The organism is Rhodococcus sp. PvR044, from assembly GCF_040548995.1.
Taxonomy (GTDB): domain Bacteria; phylum Actinomycetota; class Actinomycetes; order Mycobacteriales; family Mycobacteriaceae; genus Rhodococcus_G; species Rhodococcus_G oryzae.
In genome coordinates, this window is sequence record NZ_JBEPSX010000001.1 from 15,596 (window position 1) to 33,844 (window position 18,249).

The following is an 18,249-nucleotide window of genomic DNA, read 5'->3' on the forward strand; positions in this document are numbered from 1 at the left end:
GGTGGGGTGTGGAGGTAATGAGCGACCGCGGAGTGCAGCCGCCCGGTGTGGTGCTGGTGACCGGCGCCAGCCGGTTCCTCGGTGGGTACCTGGTGGCCAGGCTGGCGCAGAATCCGAACATCGAGCGGGTCATCGCCGTTGACGCCGTGTCGCCGAGCAAGGACATGCTGCGGCGGATGGGGCGCGCGGAGTTCGTACGGGCCGACATCAGGAACCCGCTCATCGGCAAGGTGATCTGCAACGCCAGGGTCGACACCGTGGTGCACGCCTCCTCGATCCCCAAGGCCCCGAAGTCCGGCAGCCGGGCCGCCATGAAGGACATGAACGTCCTCGGGGCCATGCAGTTGTTCGCGGTGTGCCAGAAGTCTCCTGACGTCCGCAAGGTGGTGGTGCGCTCGTCCGGTGCGGTCTACGGCGGCAGCGCGCGGGACCCGGCGAAGTTCACCGAGGAGATGAGTGCCCGCACGCCCCCGCGCGGCGCGTTCGCCCGCGACATCATCGAGATCGAGGGATACGCGCGCAGCCTCGGGCGCAGACGGCCGGAGATCGCGGTCTCGTTGCTCAGGATGGCGCCGCTGATCGGTCCGCGGATGAGCGGGCCCGTGTCGCGGTACCTGAACTCGCCGGTGGTGCCGACGGTCCTCGGCCGGGATCCCCGGATGCAACTCCTGCACGAGGAGGACGCGCTGGCCGCACTCGAGCTCGCCACGGTCTCCGGTCCAGCGGGAACCTTCAACATCGCGGCGGACGGCGTCGTGATGCTCTCCCAGGCGGTCCGGCGGGCGGGTGGCCTCGCGGTGCCGGTGCCCTCACAGCTGTTCAGGACCCTCGGGCGGGCACTGATGGGACCCTCGATGCGTGACTTCACCAAGGAGCAGCTCGACTACTTCCATTTCGGCTGTGGGTTCGACACCGGCCGGATGCGGGCGGAACTGGGCTTCGAGCCGCGGTGGACGACGATGCAGGGACTGGACGATCTGATCAACGGGGCCGGGATCAGCCCGATGATCAGCGAGGACTGGCTTCGGTCGGTCGAATCACGGGTACAGCAGTTGGTCGGAGTCGGGGGAGAGCAGCAATGAGTGATGTGGCCAAGGTGATCCCGTTGCACGACGCCGCCGGGCGGCGGGCTCGGCCCGCGCCTGGCGTGCCGCAGGGCGGCGAATCACTGCCCGAGCCGCGCCCGCTGTTCGGTGTTCCGCAGCAGGCGTCGCCGTCGCTGCCCGGTGTGGTGCTCGAGTCGGCCAGGGACCTGGTCGCCGACCCGGTGGTCGCGATCGCGGAGTTCCTCCGCCGCAGGCTCACCGGCGACTACCAGGTCGACGAATTCGGCTTCGACCCGCACTTCACCGAGAACGTCTGGCTGCCGATACTCCGACCGCTGTTCGACAGCTGGTTTCGGGTCGAGGTGCGCGGGATCGAGAACGTGCCCTCCGAGGGTGGTGCGCTGGTGGTCGCGAACCACGCAGGCGTGGTCCCCATCGACGGGCTGATGACCTCGGTGGCGATGTTCGACCACCATCCGGCGCATCGCCCGTTGCGGATGCTCGCCGCCGATCTCGCCTTCGAGATGCCGGTCGTCGGCAACATCGCACGCAAGGCCGGACACACCCTGGCCTGCAACCCGGATGCCGAGCGGTTGCTGCGGACCGGCGAGGTGGCGGCGGTCTTCCCCGAGGGATTCAAGGGGATCGGCAAACCGTTCAGCGAGCGGTACAAGCTGCAGCGCTTCGGCAGGGGCGGGTTCGTCAGCGCCGCGCTGCGCACCGGCGCCCCGATCATCCCGTGCTCGATCGTCGGCTCGGAGGAGATCTACCCGAAGATCGGCGACCTCAAGTCCCTGGCGCGGCTGCTCGGGATGCCCTACTTCCCGGTGACGCCGTTCTTCCCGCACCTGGGTCCGCTGGGACTGATCCCGTTGCCGTCGAAGTGGTACATCGAGTTCGGTGAGCCGATCCAGACCGACTCCTACGACGCGGTGTGCGCGGAGGACCCGATGGTGACCTTCGAGCTGACCGACCACGTTCGGGAGACCATTCAGCAGACCCTGTACCGGCTGCTCGCCCAGCGGCGCAACGTGTTCCTGGGCTGAATCGGGGAGTCTCGTCCGGGATCGGTTGTCCGACAAGCGAACCCGCGTTGCGATCGCCGGGTCCCCTGGCGGACCTGGTGATCGCCCCGTCGTTGTGCTTTGGTGGGACAGGGGGGCTCGACAGGGAGCCACACCATGGCCAGGTCATTCCGCGGGATCACCAACCTCGACATTCGCGACTCGGTTCCCGACTGGGGCCCGTACGAGCAGCCGAGGGCGCCGCAGGGCGCCCCGAATGTGCTGTACATCGTGCTGGACGACCTGGGTTTCGGGGCGCTGAGCTGCTACGGCGGCCCGATCGAGACGCCGAACATCGACCGGATCGCGGCCGGCGGGCTGCGCTACAGCCAGTGGCACACCACCGCCCTGTGCTCGCCGACCCGCTCCTGTCTGCTCACCGGCCGTAACCACACCGTCAACGGCATGGGCTGCATCAGCGAGGCGTCGATCGGGTTCCCCGGCGCCAACGCCCATGTTCCAGGTGAGTGCGCCACCCTCGCCGAGGTACTCGTCGAACGCGGCTACAGCACCGCGATGGTCGGCAAGTGGCACCTGTGCGCGGCCGACGAGATGAACCTGGCCTCCAGCAAGGCGAGCTGGCCGATCGGCCGGGGCTTCGAGCGGTTCTACGGATTCCTCGGCGGCGAGACCAACCAGTGGCACCCGGATCTGGTCCACGACAACCACCCGGTCGATCCGCCCTCCCGGCCGGAGGAGGGCTACCACCTCGGCGTCGACATCACCGACCGGGCGATCGAGTTCCTCGACGACGTGAAGACGATCGCGCCGGACCGGCCGGTGTTCCTCTACTACGCGCCCGGCTGCGCGCACGCACCGCACCATGTGCCGCGCGAGTGGGCGGACCGCTACCGCGGCCGGTTCGACGCAGGCTATGAGGCGATGCGTGACGAGATCCTGGCCCGGCAGAAGGAGATGGGCCTGATCCCGCCGGAGGCCGAGCTGCCGCCGCTGAACCCGATCGGCACCCCGGAGTCCCGCCGCGGACCCGACGGCCAGCCGTTCCCGATGCTGGATCACACCCGGCGCTGGGACACGCTCTCCGACGACGAGAAGCGGCTGTTCGCGAGGATGGCCGAGGTGTACGCCGGCTTCGTCTCGCATTGCGACGACCAGATCGGGCGCTTGCTGGACTACCTCGAGGACATCGGGCAGCGCGACAACACCATGGTGGTGCTGGTCTCCGACAACGGCGCCAGCGGCGAGGGCGGCCCCGACGGCTCGGTCAACGAGAACAAATTCTTCAACGGCGTGCCCGACGACCTGGCCGAGAACATGGCCATGCTCGACGAACTGGGCGGGTACCGGACCTATAACCACTATCCGAACGGCTGGGCGATGGCATTCGACACCCCGTTCAAGATGTGGAAGCGCTACTCGTTCAATGGCGGCACGTGCGATCCGTGCATCATCTCGTGGCCGGAGGGGATCGCCGCCCGCGGCGAGATCCGAGATCAGTACCACCATGCCATCGACGTGATGCCGACGGTGCTCGACTGTCTCGGCGTCGAGATGCCGGAGACGGTCAAGGGGTACACCCAGCACCCGATCCAGGGCGTGAGCATGCGCTACAGCTTCGACACCGCAGGCATCCCCAGCGCTCGGCACACCCAGTTCTATTCGATGCTCGGCACCCGCGGCATCTGGCACGACGGCTGGAAGGCCGTCACCACCCATCCGGCGATCAGCGGTTGGGGTCGTTTCCAGGACGACACCTGGGAGCTCTACAACACCGACGTCGATCGCACCGAGCTGCACGACCTCGCCGACGCCGAGCCGGGCAGGCTCGCGGAACTGGTCGGGCTGTGGTTCCACGAGGCGGGCGCCAACGGGGCGCTGCCGCTCGACGACCGCTATCCGGTCGAGATCCTCATGACGCCGCGCCCGCGGCCTGCCCCGCTCCGCACCCGGTATGTGTACCGGCCCGGCGGCGCCGCCGTGCCCGAGTCGGTGGCGGTGGCCGTGCGCAACCGCTCGTACTCGCTGGGGGCGCTCGTCGGCCTGCCGTCCCCCGGCGTATCCGGGGTGCTGTTCGCGCAGGGCGGCCGCTTCGGCGGGCACGCGCTGTACGTCCGGGACAACCGGCTGCACTACGTCTACAACTTCCTCGGCAGCGAGCAGCAGCGGATCAGCGCAACCGAGGAGCTGCCCACCGGCGACCGGATGATCCTCGGCGCCTCGTTCGACAAGGACGGCGAGGACCCGCCGGGCACCGCGCGAGGACTGCTCCGCCTTTATTACGGAGATCACCAGGTCGGGGAGGGCCGGATCCGGACCCAGCCGGGCGTGTTCGGCCTGGGCGGCACCGGGCTCACCATCGGCCGTGACGTCGGCGAACCGGTCACCGACGATTACCCGGGCGAAGCCCCGTGGGCCTTCACCGGCGGCGCGCTGAACCGGGTGGTCGTGGACGTCAGCGGCGAGGCCTACATCGACCTCGAGCACACGGCCGCGGCGATGCTGTCGAGGGAGTAGCGGCTCCGCCGCCCGTGCGCGAGTCGTACCCCGGCCGGGGTACGACTCGCGCACGGTTGCGTCAGTGCTTGCGGCGGCTGATCACGGCGGCCAGCGCGCCGCCGACCGCGCCGAGCGCGAGCGCGGTCGGGACGCCGATCTTCGCGGCCTTCCGTCCGGTGCGGTAGTCGCGGATCTCCCACCCGCGGTTGCGCGCGACCTCCTTGAGGTCGGCGTCCGGGTTGATGGCCACGGCGGTGCCGACGAGCGAGAGCATCGGCACGTCGTTGTGGCTGTCCGAGTACGCCGTGCAGCGCTTGAGGTTCAGGCCCTCGCGCACGGCCAGGGTCCGGACCGCGTGTGCCTTGCCCGCGCCGTGCAGGATGTCGCCGACCAGTCGGCCGGTGAACTTGCCGTCCTCGCTCTCGACGACGGTTCCCAGCGCGCCCGTCAGCCCCAGCCGCTTCGCGATGACCTGGGCCAGTTCCACCGGGGTCGCGGTCACCAGCCACACCTGCTGACCGGCGTCGAGGTGCATCTGCGCCAGCGCCCTGGTGCCCGGCCAGATCTTGTCGGCGATCAGCTCGTCGTAGATCTCCTCGCCGAGGCGGGAGAACTCCGCGGTCTCGCGGCCCGCGATGAAGGCCAGCGCCCGTTCCTTGCCGCTGGCGACGTCGTCGCTGTTCTCCTTGCCGGTCACCCGGAACTTGAGCTGCTGCCAGCCGAACCTGGCCATGTCGGCGAGCGAGATGTACTTGCGGGCGGCGAGGCCGCGGGCGAAGTGGATGATCGAGGCGCCCTGGACCATGGTGTTGTCCACGTCGAAGAACGCCGCCGCGGTCAGGTCGAGCGGCACGCCGCCCTCGGTCCCTCGGGCACCGAGTTCGCCGCCCGCCTCGGCCTCGCTCGTCGCCGCCTCGTGCAAGGCGATGGCGGCGTCCGCGCTGGCCTCACCTGCGAGACTGGCCCGCAGCTGGGCGTCGCTGGGCCCCAAGGGGTTCCTGCCGCGTCGGCGGGGACGCTTGGCGTCGAGCCAGCCGGCGCCCACTCCCGAGCCGGTCGGACCAGATCGACCAGGCACTCATACCTCCTGTGTTCGTCCAACTGCGGCCCACCCTATCCCCAGCCTCGGGGGCGCACCGGGTGGATCGCCGCCCGCGTGGCCGCTGTGACTTGCGTCTCCGCGGGCGGCCCGCGGAAGGCGCAGGTGGCGGTGGCACAGTGGAGCCATGACCGACCCCGCACACACCATCACCCTGCTGACCCGGGCCGGCTGCGGCTCCTGTGACGTAGCGCGCACTCAGCTGCTGCGGTTGTGTGGGGAATTCGGCCTCGAACTCGAATCGGTCGACGTCGACGTGGCCGCGGCGACCGATCCCGAGCTGCGCGCCGAGTACGGCGACCGGCTGCCGGTCGTCCTGCTCGACGGCCGTGAGCACAGTTACTGGGAGGTCGACGAGCCTCGGCTGCGATCGGATTTGACAATCTGAGGCCGACCTGACACCCCTCGCATCCGGACGCCGCGCAGGTCGCAGCGGGTGAATCCGGAATCCGGCGACTTTGTGCATGGGTTCACAAGCAGTTACCGTGGTGTGAACAGTCCCCCCGGATCAGCGTGAGAACCGGCCATGTGCATGGCCGGACGAGGAGCCACCAACGTGACCGAACAGCACCAGCCGCATGGGTTCTCTGCCCGTGGCGTCGCAGGGGCTGAGAACGCGTCTCGTTCCGGAACCGACGTCGCCCGCGCGGACACAACGGTGCGGGACCTGCCGCAGGCCACCGTCACCCGGCTCGCCACCTATCTGCGGGTGCTCGGTGTGATGGCCGACGACGGCACGCTCATCGTCTCCAGCGAGGAACTCGCGACCGCGGCCGGAGTCGGCTCCGCGAAACTGCGCAAGGACCTCTCCTTCCTCGGCCCGAACGGGGTCCGCGGCGTCGGATACGACGTCACCAAGCTGCGCGCCCGGATCGAGGCCGCGCTCGGACTGGACCGCGGCCACCAGGTGGTGCTGGTCGGCGTCGGCAGCCTGGGGCAGGCCCTGGCCCGTTACGGCGGGTTCGGCCGTCGCGGATTCACGATGGTCGGCCTGTTCGACCGAAATCCCGACCGGATCGGCAGTACCGTCGACGCGCTGACCGTTCGCGACGTCGCCGAGCTCGAGGCCGCGTGCCGCGAGCTGGACGCCACCATCGGGGTCATCGCGACCCCGGACGAATCTGCCCAGGAGGTGTGCGACCTGCTGGTGAATGCCGGTGTGCGCTGCATCCTGAGCTTTGCGGCCTCGCCGCTCGATGTCCCGAAACACGTCGAGATCCGCCGAGTGGATCTCGCCGTGGAGATGCAGGTGCTGTCCTTCCACAGCGCCCGCAACGCCGAAACCGAGCCCGCTGCGGCCTCGGCGGCGGTGGGGCTCCGCACGGCACGCTCGGCTTCGTCAGGCTCTGGTTCGACAACGAATGGATCGGTGATGGCACCGTGAGTGTTCTCCTGGTCGGGATCTCGCATCGCAGCGCTCCCGTCTCCGTCCTCGAGCGGGTCGCCATCGGCGACACCGATCGGCCGAAGCTGATCGACAAGATGATGAGCTCGGACCATGTCTCGGAGGTCATGATCGTCTCCTCCTGTAACCGGGTGGAGATCTATGCGGTGGTGGACGCCTTCCACGGCGCGCTTTCCGACGTGGGCGAGTTGCTCGCCGGGCACTCCGGCATGGAGCTGCCGGACCTGACCAAGCACGCATACGTGCGCTACAGCGAGGCGGCGGCCGAGCACCTGTTCGCGGTGGCCAGCGGCCTCGACTCGATGGTCGTCGGCGAGCAGCAGATCCTCGGCCAGATCCGGACCGCCTACGCGATCTCCGACAACCAGCAGGCCGCGGGCCGGGTGCTGCACGAGCTGGCTCAGCAGGCGCTGCGGGTCGGCAAGCGGGTGCACTCCGAGACCGGGATCGACCGCGCGGGCGCCTCGGTGGTGTCGGTCGCCCTCGACCGCGCCTCGGACCTGCTCGGTGACGGGCTCGCCGGGCGTACCGCCGTCGTGGTTGGCGCGGGCTCGATGGGCGGCCTGTCCGTCGCGCACCTGACGCGGGCCGGGATCGGCCGCGTCATCGTCGCCAACCGCACCAGGGAGCGGGCCGAGCGCCTCGCCGAGACCGTGCGGGCCGCCGGGGTGGACGGCACGACCGTCGACCTGGCCGACCTGCCGTCCGCGCTGGCCGAGGCGGACGTGATGGTGACCTGTACCGGCGCGGTCGGTGCGGTGGTCACCCTCGCCGACGCGCACCTCGCGCTGGCGAAGCGGGACTCCGCGCAGCGACCGCTGGTGATCTGCGACCTGGGGCTGCCCCGCGACGTGGAGCCCGCGATCGCCGGACTGCCCGGCGTGAGCATCTTCGACATGGCGGCCCTGCAGCGCGATCCGGCGGCTGGCGCGGCCGCCGCGGACACCGAGGCGGCCCGCGAGATCGTCGCAGGCGAGCTCGCCACCTACCTGGCCGGACAGCGTCTGGCCGAGGTCACCCCGACCGTGACCGCCCTCCGTCAACGCGCCGCCGACGTGGTGGAGGCCGAGCTGCTGCGGCTGGACTCGCGCCTGCCCGGGCTCGAGGATCCGCAACGCGACGAGGTCGCGCGCACCGTGCGCCGCGTCGTCGACAAGCTGCTGCACGCGCCGACCGTCCGGGTCAAGCAGCTGGCCAGCGCCCCAGGCGGCGACTCCTACGCGGCCGCGCTGCGTGAGCTGTTCGAGCTGACCCCCGGGTCCGTCGAGGCCGTCGCGACGCCGATGGAGATCCGCGCGGTCGAGCTCGCGGACGATTTCACGGCAGGCCACGAGGCCGAGGCGATGGACGTATGGAAGGGGATGCAGTCATGAGTGCAACCGCCGCATCCACCAGGGACACCACCGCGGAGCAGGCCCCCGCGGCCACTCTGCGCATCGGCACGAGGGGCAGCCTGCTGGCCACCACTCAGGCCGGCACCGTCCGGGACGCGCTGATCGCCGCGGGCCACCCCGCCGAGCTGGTGATCGTCAAGACCGCGGGCGACCAGTTCTCCGGACCGGTCGAGAAGATCGGCGTCGGCGTGTTCACCGCCGCGCTGCGCGAGGAGCTCGCCGCCGGGCACGTCGACATCGCCGTGCACTCCTTCAAGGACCTGCCAACCGCGCCCGACGAGCGCGTGGTCATCGCCGCCGTGCCAGAACGCGAGGATCCGCGCGATGCGCTGGTGGCGCGCGACGGGATGGTGCTCGGTGAGCTGCCTGCCGGCTCCCGGATCGGAACCTCCGCGCCGCGGCGCATCGCCCAGCTGCGGGCCCTCGGCCTCGGCCTGGACATCCAGCCGTTGCGCGGCAACCTCGACACCAGGATCGGCAAGGTCGCCAACGGCGAGCTCGACGCGGTCGTCGTCGCGCGGGCGGGGCTCTCGCGGATCGGCAGGCTCGACGTGATCACCGAGTCGCTGGAGCCGGTGCAGATGCTGCCCGCCCCAGCGCAGGGCGCGCTGGCCGTCGAATGCCGCGCGGGTGACACCGCGCTGATCGCCATCCTCGCCGAGCTGGACGACGCGAGCGCCCGCGCCGCCGTCACGGCGGAGCGCGCGCTGCTGGCCGAGCTCGAGGCCGGATGCACGGCCCCGGTCGGCGCGATCGCGGAGATCGTGGAGTCCATCGACGACGACGGCCGGGTGTTCGACGAGCTGTCGGTGCGCGGCTGTGCGGCCGCGCTGGACGGCTCCGATTCGATCAGGGCCTCGACCGTCGGACCGCCGGATCGCGCCGAGGAACTCGGTCGCGAGGTGGCCCGCGAACTGCTCGACCTGGGCGCCCGCGCCCTGATGGGCAAGGCGACCGAAAGCGATCCGGAGGGCGGACCGACCGATGAGTGAGCCATTGCCGTCGGCGCGCTCCTCGAAACCGCGCGCCCATTCCCATGTCCCTGACATTGCTAGACACATGAACGCACTGGAGAACAACCGATGAGCCGAGTCCGCAAGAACACCCCCGGACGGATCCTGTTCGTGGGCGCCGGCCCGGGCGACCCGGCGTTGCTCACCGTCCGGGCGCGCGACGTCCTCGCGGCCGCCACCCTGGCGTTCACGGATCCCGACGTCGACAAGGGCGTGACCGCGCTGGTCGGCACCGGACTGCTGGTCAAGGGTGAGGAGATCGACCCCGAGAACCCGCCGTTCGAGGTGCGCCCCGCGCTCGGCGAGCCGGCCGAGGTCGCCAAGACCCTGGTGGCCGAGGCCAAGAACGGGCACGACGTGGTCCGTCTGGTCTCCGGCGACCCGCTCACAACCGATTCGGTGATCGCCGAGGTCACCGCGGTGGCGCGGACCCAGGTGCAGTTCGAGATTCTGCCGGGCCTGCCCGCCGGATCCGCGGTGCCGAGCTACGCGGGCATGCCGCTGGGCTCCGGTCACACCGAGGTCGACGTCCGCGGCGAGGTCGACTGGGCCGCGCTGGCCGCGGCGCCGGGACCGCTGGTGCTGCACGCCACCGCGGGCCACCTCGCGGAGACCGCGAGCGAGCTGGTCGAGAACGGCCTGGCCCCGCAGACGCCCGCCGCGATCACCGTCCGAGGCACCACCTGCCAGCAGCGCACCGTCGAGGCCACCCTCGCGACGCTGAACGAGGCCGGCTCCGAGCTGGTCGGTTCGCTGATCGTGACCGTCGGCAAGGTGGTCAGCCAGCGCAGCAAGATGTCCTGGTGGGAGTCGCGCGCCCTGTACGGCTGGACCGTCCTGGTGCCGCGCACCAAGGAGCAGGCCAGCGAGATGAGCGATCGCCTCGTCACGCACGGCGCCATCCCCATCGAGGTGCCCACGATCGCGGTCGAGCCGCCGCGCAGCCCCGCGCAGATGGAGCGCTCGGTCAAGGGCCTGGTCGACGGCCGCTACCAGTGGGTGGTCTTCACCTCCACCAACGCGGTGCGCGCGGTCTGGGAGAAGTTCGAGGAGTTCGGGCTCGACGCCCGCGCGTTCTCCGGCGTCAAGATCGCCTGCGTCGGCGAGGCCACCGCGGACAAGGTGCGCTCGTTCGGTATCAACCCCGAGTTGGTGCCGTCCGGTGAGCAGTCCAGCGAGGGTCTGCTGGCCGAGTTCGCGCCGTACGACGACGTCTTCGATCCGGTCAACCGGGTGCTGCTGCCCCGCGCCGACATCGCCACCGAGACCCTGGCCGAGGGCCTACGCCAGCGCGGCTGGGAGATCGACGACGTCACGGCCTACCGCACCGTCCGGGCGGCGCCGCCGCCGGCCGAGACCCGCGAGATGATCAAGACTGGTGGGTTCGACGCGGTCTGCTTCACCTCGTCCTCGACCGTGCGCAACCTGGTCGGCATCGCCGGCAAGCCGCACGCCCGCACGCTGGTGGCGTGCATCGGGCCGAAGACCGCGGAGACCGCGATCGAGTTCGGCCTCCGGGTCGACGTGCAGCCCGAGACCGCTCAGGTCGGCCCCCTGGTGGAGGCGCTCGCCGAGCACGCCGCCCGGCTGCGTGCCGAGGGTGCGCTGCCGCCCCCGCGCAAGAAGTCCCGTAGGCGCTGACGCGCCCGTGAGCGGTTGACGAGTCCAGGGACTCGCCAACCGCTCACAGCCGACGAAGGAGGGCATCCATCTTTCCCGCCGAACGTCCCCGACGCCTGCGCGCCACCCCGGCGCTGCGTCGCCTTGTCGCCGAGACCTCGCTGGAACCACGGCATCTGGTGCTGCCGATGTTCGTCGCGGACGGCATCGGCGAGCCGCGCGAGATCAGTTCGATGCCCGGCGTCTTCCAGCACACCCTCGACTCACTGACCCGCGCCGCCGCCGAGGCGGTCGAGGCGGGTGTCGGCGGGCTGATGCTCTTCGGCGTCCCCAGGACCGAGGACAAGGACGCCAACGGTTCGGGTGCGACCGATCCCGACGGCATCCTGAACCGGGCCCTGCGCGTGCTCCGCGCCGAGCTCGGCGACTCCACCGTGATCATGGCGGACACCTGCCTCGACGAGTTCACCGATCACGGCCACTGCGGGGTGCTCGCGGCGGACGGTCGGGTCGACAACGACGCGACACTGACCCGCTACGTCGACATGGCGGTTGCGCAGGCCGAGTCCGGGGCGCACCTGCTCGGGCCAAGCGGAATGATGGACGGACAGATCGCCGCGATCCGCGAGGGTCTCGACGACGCGGGCCATCAGGAGACGGGCATCCTGGCGTACTCCGCCAAGTACGCGTCCGCCTTCTACGGCCCCTTCCGCGAGGCCGTCGGGTCGTCGCTTTCCGGGGATCGCCGCACCTACCAGCAGGACGCCGCCAACCGGCGGGAGTCGCTGCGCGAGGTCGACCTGGACCTGGACGAGGGCGCGGACATGGTGATGGTGAAGCCGGCCATGTCGTACCTCGACGTGCTGCGGGAGGTCGCCGACATGTCCACGGTTCCCGTTGCGGCCTACCAGATCTCGGGTGAGTACTCGATGATCACCGCCGCCGCGCAGAACGGCTGGATCGACCGCGACGCCGCCGTGCTGGAGTCGTTGCTCGGCATCCGCCGCGCGGGTGCGGACATCGTGCTGACCTACTGGGCCGCCGAGTTCGCAGCCCGGTTGTGATGGTTACGGTGGTGTCATGACCGCCCCATGGCCGCCAGCGCCCCCGACCGGCCCCGCCGCGCAGGACCAGCGACCCGCGGCGCCCGTCGACGTGGGTACCGCCTTCCAGTTGCTGTGCGGGGTCGCCGCTCTCGGTGTGGTGAACCTGTTCGCCACCCTGGCGATGGTGGCCGCGGATCGGAAGACCTTTGCCGATCAGCTGATCAAGGACGTGCACGCCCAGGATCCGACGGTGGAGATCAGCACCTCGGCGGCCGAGGGTCTGCTGCTGGTCGGGCTCGGCGTCACCGCGCTGCTCGGGCTGGCGCTGACCGGCCTGTACCTGCTGTTCGTGTTCAAGATGCGCAGCGGCAGGAACTGGGCCCGGATGCTGGTCACCATGATCGGTGTGACGATGGTCTTCTTCGCGATCCCCGCGCTGTTCGGGCTCGGCGCCGGTGGCGGCGTGGCCGGGATGGTCGCGGGCGGGGCGGGGATCCTGCAGGCGGTGCTGTCCGTCGGTGCGGTGATCCTGATGCATCGGAGCGAGTCGAACCGGTACTTCGTGCCCGGACCGAAGGCGCAGTAGCCGTCATGGGTGACGCGCGGGCCCGTCCTCGCCCTGTCGATGTCGCGTACGGGCTGTGGCTGGTCTGTGCGGCGCTGCTGGTGCTCTTCGGGTTGTTGGCCCTGACGTCGCCCGGCACCGCGATACGTGAGCAGCTGGTGGAGCACGGTGCAAACCCCGACAGCGTGGACGAGTTCATCGTGCTGCTGCGTGGCTCCGGCGCCGTCTCGCTACTCACCGGGCTCGGCGTCGGGCTGATGGCGGGGCCGACGAGGGCGGGGGATCCGCGTTTTCGGCGGGCGGTCGTCGCGCTGTCGGCGGTGTTCTTCGTGCTGCAGCTCGGGCTGCTGGCGACCGGTCTGGGTCAGGTGCCGACGCTGCTGGTCTCGCTGCTCGCGCTGGTGGCCAGCGTGCTCGTCTACCTGAGGTCCTCGGCGGAGTGGTTTGCCGGTGAGTGACGCGGCCGAGCGGATCCTGTTCGAGGAACCGGGCGGACGGTGGTGGCTGGTCGCGCTCGGCCCCGCGCTGTGCCTGGTCGTGCTCGTCGCGGACGCGATCATCGGTTCGGGTGTGCACTGGCTCGGGTTGGCGCTGTTCTCGGTGCTGCTCGCGGGACTGGTCGCCCTTCAGGTGGTGGCGGCGCGGCGGCACGCGAGCGTGCTGCTCACCCCGGCGGTGTTGCGCAACGGCGCCGAGACCCTCGGGGTGGCCGATATCGCCCAGGTCCTGCCCGAGGCGGATCCGTTCGCCGAGGATCTGGAGCCGTGGGAGAGCGCCCCGTCGCTCGGGGAGCTGTCCGGGGTGCCGCGACGCCGTACCGCGATCGGCCTGCGGCTGCGGGACGGTTCGGTGGTGCGGGCGTGGGCGCGGGACGGTGACGGGTTGCGGACCGAATTGGAGCGGCTGGTGGCGGACGAGGCGGAGGACGGTGAGCGGTGAGCGAACGGATGACGCGGATCCTGGAGCTGGTCCTGGCGGTGCTCGCTACCGCGGCCGCGGTCTGGTGCTGGTGCAGGGGCGTGCAGACCTCGGACTTCGCGCCCGCGATGGACGGCGCGCCCGCGTTCACCGGCACGCACTACTCGGGCACCTGGATCGGGGCGGCGACCGCGCTGGTGATCGTGGCCGGCTTGTTGGTGATCGACGTGGTCAGGAGGCGGCACCGCGGCGGTCCGCAGTGACCGGTCGAACAGCGGCCCGCCCTGGCGGCTAGTACCCACGGGGGGTATGGTAGGGGCATGAACGGATACTCCCCGGAGAAGGACGACCTCCTCAAGCGGCTTCGCCGCATCGAGGGACAGGTCGCGGGCATCTCGCGCATGGTCGACGACGACCGCTACTGCATCGACATCCTGACCCAGGTGTCCGCGGCGACGAAGGCACTGCAGTCGGTCTCGCTGAAACTGATGGACGCGCACCTCGCGGGCTGCGTCGTCGAGGCGGCCAAGAAGGGCGGCCCGGAGGCCGACGCCAAGGTCAAAGAGGCCTCGGACGCGATCGCCCGTCTCGTCCGCTCGTAGGAGAAATTCTGATGCAGAGCACATACACCGTCATGGGCATGACCTGCGGGCATTGCGTCGCCTCGGTCACCGAGGAGGTCGGCGCCATTGCCGGTGTCACCGAGGTGCTCGTGGACCTGGCCAGCGGGGAGGTCCACGTGACCAGTGAGTCCGAGCTCGACCCGCGGGCCGTCGCCGAGGCGGTCGAAGAGGCGGGCTACGAGCTGGCGTCATGACCGCCGCCGCGGGTCGTGACGCGCTGGACACCGTCGACGTCGCGGAGCGCGAGCTCGACCTCGATCTCGGCGGGATGACGTGCGCCTCCTGCGCGAACCGGATCGAGCGCAAGCTGGCGAAGATCGACGGCGTCCGCGCCACCGTCAATTTCGCCACCGAGCGGGCCCACGTTCGCTATCCGGCGGGCGTGCAGCCCGCCGAACTGGTGTCCGCGGTCGAGTCTGCGGGCTACTCCGCGGCCGTGTCGGTCCCCGCGGGCCCCGCCGCTGCCGGGCCCGCGGAACCGCCGCCGGATCACCTCGGCAGGCGCCTGGCGATCTCGGCGGTGGCCGCGGTCCCGGTCGTCGCGCTCTCGATGATCCCGGCGCTTCAGTTCGACTACTGGCAATGGGTGGCGCTGGCGCTGACCACCCTTGTGGTGTTCTGGGGCGGTTACCCGTTCCACCGGGCGGCGCTGACGAACGCCCGTCACGGCAGCTCGACGATGGACACGCTCGTCTCAATCGGCACCCTCGCCGCATACGGATGGTCGGTGTGGGCGTTGGTGTTCGGCACCGCTGGGCATATCGGGATGACCCACGAGTTCGCGCTGCGGTTGGGCGCGCACGATCCGTCGGGACAGATCTATCTCGAGGTCTCCGCCGCGGTCACCGTCTTCCTGCTCGCGGGCAGGTGCGCGGAGTCACGGGCCAAGCGCCGCGCCGGCGCCGCGCTGCGGGCGCTGATCGAGGTCGGTGCCAAGGACGTGGCGGTGCTGCGAGCCGACGCCGAGCGACGAATCCCGGTGGGCGAGTTGCGGGTCGGGGACCGGTTCGTGGTGCGGCCGGGGGAGAAGATCGCCACCGATGGGCGGGTGCTCGAGGGCGCCGCGGCCGTGGACGCGTCGATGGTCACCGGTGAGTCGGTGCCGATCGAGGTGTCCGGCGGTGACGCCGTCGTCGGCGGCACCGTGAACACCAACGGGCGGCTCGTGGTGCGAGCCGAGAGGGTCGGCGCCGACACCCAGCTGGCCCACATCGCCGCGCTCGTCACCGAGGCGCAGAACGGCAAGGCCGCGGTGGCGCGGCTCGCGGACCGGGTGTCTGCGGTGTTCGTCCCGGTGGTGCTGGTCATCGCGGCGGCGACACTGACGGGCTGGCTGGTCACCGGGCACGCAGCGACGGAGGCCTTCACCGCCGCGGTCGCGGTGCTCATCGTGGCCTGCCCCTGTGCGCTCGGATTGGCCACGCCCACGGCGCTTCTGGTTGGCACAGGTCGCGGCGCCCAGCTCGGAATCCTGATCAGGGGGCCCGAGGTGCTCGAGCAGACCAAGCGGATCGACACCGTCGTGCTGGACAAGACCGGCACCGTCACCACGGGCCGGATGACGCTCGACGAGGTGGTCGCGGCGCACGGCGAGAGCCCCGATCGAGTGCTGGCGCTTGCGGCCGCGGTGGAGGGCGCGTCGGAACATCCGGTGGCCCGGTCGATCGCCGTCGCGGGCGGCCCGGCGCCGTCGGTGACGGAGTTCGAGAACCGCCCCGGGATCGGCGTCGTCGGACTGGTCGACGGGGTCCGGGTCAGTGTCGGGCGGCCGGACGGCCCGATCCCCGCGGAGCTGCGGTCGGCGTTCGCGGCCGGGCGTACCACCGTCGCGGTGGCCTGGGACGGCGCGATTCGCGGCGCCATCACGGTCGCCGACGCCGTCAAGCCCACCAGCGCGGAGGCGGTCGCGCAGATCGTGGCGCTCGGCATGACCCCCGTGTTGTTGACCGGCGATCGTGCCGAGGTCGGGCACGCGGTGGCGCGGAGCGTCGGCATCGACCGGGTGATCGCGGAGGTCCTGCCCGCCGACAAGGTCGCGCATGTGGCGGGCCTGCAGCGCCACGGCGCCGTCGTCGCCATGGTCGGCGACGGCGTGAACGACGCGGCGGCGCTCGCCACCGCGGACGTCGGGCTGGCGATGGGAACCGGGACGGACGCCGCGATCGAGGCGGGCGATCTGACCCTGGTGCGCGGCGACCTGCGCTCGGTGCCGCAGGCGATCCGGCTCTCGCGGGCCACGCTCGGCACCATCAGGGCGAACCTGTTCTGGGCGTTCGCCTACAACGTCGCGGCCATCCCGCTGGCCGCGCTCGGCCTGCTGAACCCGATGATCGCGGGCGCGGCGATGGCGCTGTCCTCGGTGTTCGTGGTGGGGAACAGTCTGCGGTTGCGGAGATTCCGCTGACACCCAGCCCTGCCGATTTGCGCTGACCTCACGTCAACTTGAACACTGTTCAAGTTGACGTGAGGGCAGGGAGATCGGTGAAGCAGGCAGTGACAGGTCGTGGAGAGGTTCGGCACACCCGGGTGGTGGTCATCGGGGCGGGCTTCGCCGGGCTCGGCATGGCGGCAGGCCTGACCCGAGCGGGTCATGACGACTTCATCGTGCTCGAGAAGGCCGAGGACGTCGGCGGCACCTGGCGGGAGAACACGTACCCCGGCTGCGAGTGCGACGTGCCGTCCGCCCTTTACTCGTATTCCTTCGAACAGCAGGCGTGGGGCGGAGTCCGGGCATCGCAGCCGGAGATCCTCCGCTACCTCCGCAAGGTGAGCGTCAAGTACGGCCTCCGGGACAAGATCGAGTTCGGCGTCGAGGTCGAGCGCGGTCATTGGGACGAGGTCGACGGGCGGTGGCACCTGTTCACCACCACCGGCCTGGAGTTCGTGGCGCAGTACCTGGTGGTCGGCACCGGAGCCCTCCATCTGCCCAAGGTGCCGAAGACACCGGGGGCCGCGTCCTTCGGTGGGCCCGCGTTTCATTCGGCGCGATGGGACCACAGCGTCGACCTCACCGGCAAGCGGGTCGCGGTCATCGGAACCGGCGCGAGCGCGATCCAGATGGTGCCCGAGCTCGCGGCCGTGGCCGGCTCGGTCCAGCTGTACCAGCGCACGCCGCCCTGGGTGTTGCCGCGCCGGGAGGCCGGGCGGCTCACGCGCGCGGTCGGGCGGGTACCGGTCCTCCGCGGACTCGTCAGGAGCCTGACCTACTGGAACGCCGAACTGCTTGCCATCGGCCTCAACGGGCGCCCAGCCCTGACCCGGCCGATGGAGTGGCGGGCCGAGCGGCACCTCCGCCGCCAGATCCCGGACCCCGCTCTGCGGGCGAAGCTCACCCCGGACTACCGGATCGGCTGCAAGCGAATACTGCGCTCCGACAACTACTTCCCGGCGGTGGCCCGGCCGGGCACGGAGCTGATCGCGGACCGGATCGCCGAGATCACGCCGGACGGCATCGTCACCGCGGACGGGACGACCCGCGCGGCGGACGTCATCGTGTACGCGACCGGTTTCCGGGTGGCCGGCTCGCTGGCCCGGCTACCCCTCGCCGGCCGCGACGGGGTGACCCTGCAGGAGCGGTGGATGCGGGACGGGATCCGAACCCATCTGGGCATCTCGGTCTCGGGCCTGCCCAACGCGTTCTTCCTCACCGGGCCCAACACCGGGCTGGGGCACAACTCGGTGGTGTTCATGATCGAGTCACAGGTGCGGTACGCGCTGCGGGCGATGGAACTGGTCGACCGCGAGCGTGTGAGCGCCCTCGACGTCCGCGCGGACGCGCAGGCCGCCTTCCACGACGACCTGCACGCGCGCCTGGGCACCGCGGTCTGGAGCACGGGTGGGTGCTCGAGCTGGTACGTCGACGCCAACGGAACCAACCACTCTGTGTGGCCGGGATTCTCGTGGCAGTACTGGTTGCGGACCCGGCGGGTGAGCAGGCGCGACCACCATCTCCTCTGAGGTCGACCGGCGACAGTCGTGGCCGGGGCGGACCGACGTCGG

The 18,249-nt window shown here is 70.8% G+C and carries 18 protein-coding genes; 17 read left to right on the top strand and 1 reads right to left on the bottom strand.

Features of this window, described 5'->3' with window-relative positions; genetic code table 11:
• Window positions 1-17: 17 nt before the first annotated feature.
• The 3 genes from ABIC28_RS00100 to ABIC28_RS00110 all read left to right on the top strand — a co-directional run bounded on the left by ABIC28_RS00100 (window position 18) and on the right by ABIC28_RS00110 (window position 4,585).
• Window positions 18-1,082 (top strand): NAD-dependent epimerase/dehydratase family protein, encoded by a 1,065-nt coding sequence (locus ABIC28_RS00100; protein WP_354577033.1) that lies wholly within the window; start codon window positions 18-20, stop codon window positions 1,080-1,082.
• Window positions 1,079-2,092 carry a lysophospholipid acyltransferase family protein gene (locus tag ABIC28_RS00105; RefSeq protein ID WP_097210265.1) on the top strand — a complete coding sequence of 338 codons (1,014 nt, stop codon included), beginning with the start codon at window positions 1,079-1,081 and terminating at the stop codon, window positions 2,090-2,092. The genes ABIC28_RS00100 and ABIC28_RS00105 overlap by 4 nt, the downstream gene beginning before the upstream one ends.
• 135 nt (window positions 2,093-2,227) lie before the next feature.
• Window positions 2,228-4,585, top strand: coding sequence for an arylsulfatase (locus ABIC28_RS00110; RefSeq protein ID WP_097210266.1), 2,358 nt, complete (start codon window positions 2,228-2,230; stop codon window positions 4,583-4,585).
• Window positions 4,586-4,646: 61 nt separating this feature from the next.
• Here ABIC28_RS00110 and ABIC28_RS00115 read toward each other — a convergent pair whose 3' ends face one another.
• Window positions 4,647-5,645, bottom strand: a complete 999-nt coding sequence (locus ABIC28_RS00115) for an HAD family hydrolase (RefSeq protein WP_097210267.1) — start codon at window positions 5,643-5,645, stop codon at window positions 4,647-4,649.
• Window positions 5,646-5,793: 148 nt separating this feature from the next.
• On the opposite strand from ABIC28_RS00115, the gene ABIC28_RS00120 reads away from it, so the two are divergent.
• From ABIC28_RS00120 to ABIC28_RS00185, 14 genes are all read left to right on the top strand, one after another.
• Window positions 5,794-6,054, top strand: a complete 261-nt coding sequence (locus tag ABIC28_RS00120) for a glutaredoxin family protein (protein WP_097210268.1) — start codon at window positions 5,794-5,796, stop codon at window positions 6,052-6,054.
• A gap of 168 nt (window positions 6,055-6,222) precedes the next feature.
• Window positions 6,223-7,050: a redox-sensing transcriptional repressor Rex gene (locus tag ABIC28_RS00125; RefSeq protein ID WP_373560219.1), complete on the top strand. Its 828-nt coding sequence runs from the start codon at window positions 6,223-6,225 to the stop codon at window positions 7,048-7,050.
• Window positions 7,047-8,444 carry a glutamyl-tRNA reductase gene (locus tag ABIC28_RS00130; protein ID WP_209928621.1) on the top strand — a complete coding sequence of 466 codons (1,398 nt, stop codon included), beginning with the start codon at window positions 7,047-7,049 and terminating at the stop codon, window positions 8,442-8,444. Before ABIC28_RS00125 ends, ABIC28_RS00130 begins: the two co-directional genes overlap by 4 nt.
• Window positions 8,441-9,457, top strand: coding sequence for a hydroxymethylbilane synthase (hemC, locus tag ABIC28_RS00135; protein ID WP_097210270.1), 1,017 nt, complete (start codon window positions 8,441-8,443; stop codon window positions 9,455-9,457). Before ABIC28_RS00130 ends, hemC begins: the two co-directional genes overlap by 4 nt.
• Window positions 9,458-9,547: 90 nt before the next feature.
• Entirely contained in the window at window positions 9,548-11,119 is a 1,572-nt protein-coding gene (locus tag ABIC28_RS00140) for a bifunctional uroporphyrinogen-III C-methyltransferase/uroporphyrinogen-III synthase (protein WP_097210271.1), read from the top strand.
• A 68-nt stretch (window positions 11,120-11,187) separates the two neighbouring features.
• Complete coding sequence (gene hemB, locus ABIC28_RS00145; protein ID WP_269588665.1) at window positions 11,188-12,162, top strand: porphobilinogen synthase; 975 nt, start codon at window positions 11,188-11,190, stop codon at window positions 12,160-12,162.
• A 16-nt stretch (window positions 12,163-12,178) separates the two neighbouring features.
• Complete coding sequence (locus ABIC28_RS00150; RefSeq protein ID WP_245221150.1) at window positions 12,179-12,730, top strand: hypothetical protein; 552 nt, start codon at window positions 12,179-12,181, stop codon at window positions 12,728-12,730.
• 5 nt (window positions 12,731-12,735) lie between these two features.
• Window positions 12,736-13,167, top strand: coding sequence for a hypothetical protein (locus ABIC28_RS00155; RefSeq protein ID WP_097210272.1), 432 nt, complete (start codon window positions 12,736-12,738; stop codon window positions 13,165-13,167).
• Window positions 13,160-13,648 (top strand): transport-regulating membrane protein Mce1N, encoded by a 489-nt coding sequence (gene mce1N / locus ABIC28_RS00160; RefSeq protein ID WP_097210273.1) that lies wholly within the window; start codon window positions 13,160-13,162, stop codon window positions 13,646-13,648. Before ABIC28_RS00155 ends, mce1N begins: the two co-directional genes overlap by 8 nt.
• Window positions 13,645-13,890, top strand: coding sequence for a hypothetical protein (locus tag ABIC28_RS00165; protein WP_257017042.1), 246 nt, complete (start codon window positions 13,645-13,647; stop codon window positions 13,888-13,890). Before mce1N ends, ABIC28_RS00165 begins: the two co-directional genes overlap by 4 nt.
• Window positions 13,891-13,947: 57 nt before the next feature.
• The gene (locus tag ABIC28_RS00170) at window positions 13,948-14,229 is read left to right on the top strand and encodes a metal-sensitive transcriptional regulator (RefSeq protein ID WP_072842629.1); all 282 of its coding nucleotides are present in this window, start codon (window positions 13,948-13,950) and stop codon (window positions 14,227-14,229) included.
• An 11-nt stretch (window positions 14,230-14,240) separates the two neighbouring features.
• On the top strand, window positions 14,241-14,444 hold the full coding sequence (locus ABIC28_RS00175; protein ID WP_179800442.1) for a heavy-metal-associated domain-containing protein: 204 nt from the start codon (window positions 14,241-14,243) through the stop codon (window positions 14,442-14,444).
• The gene (locus ABIC28_RS00180; protein WP_097210276.1) at window positions 14,441-16,654 is read left to right on the top strand and encodes a heavy metal translocating P-type ATPase; all 2,214 of its coding nucleotides are present in this window, start codon (window positions 14,441-14,443) and stop codon (window positions 16,652-16,654) included. The genes ABIC28_RS00175 and ABIC28_RS00180 overlap by 4 nt, the downstream gene beginning before the upstream one ends.
• A gap of 77 nt (window positions 16,655-16,731) precedes the next feature.
• Window positions 16,732-18,207 (top strand): flavin-containing monooxygenase, encoded by a 1,476-nt coding sequence (locus tag ABIC28_RS00185; protein WP_257017043.1) that lies wholly within the window; start codon window positions 16,732-16,734, stop codon window positions 18,205-18,207.
• Window positions 18,208-18,249: the final 42 nt, after the last annotated feature.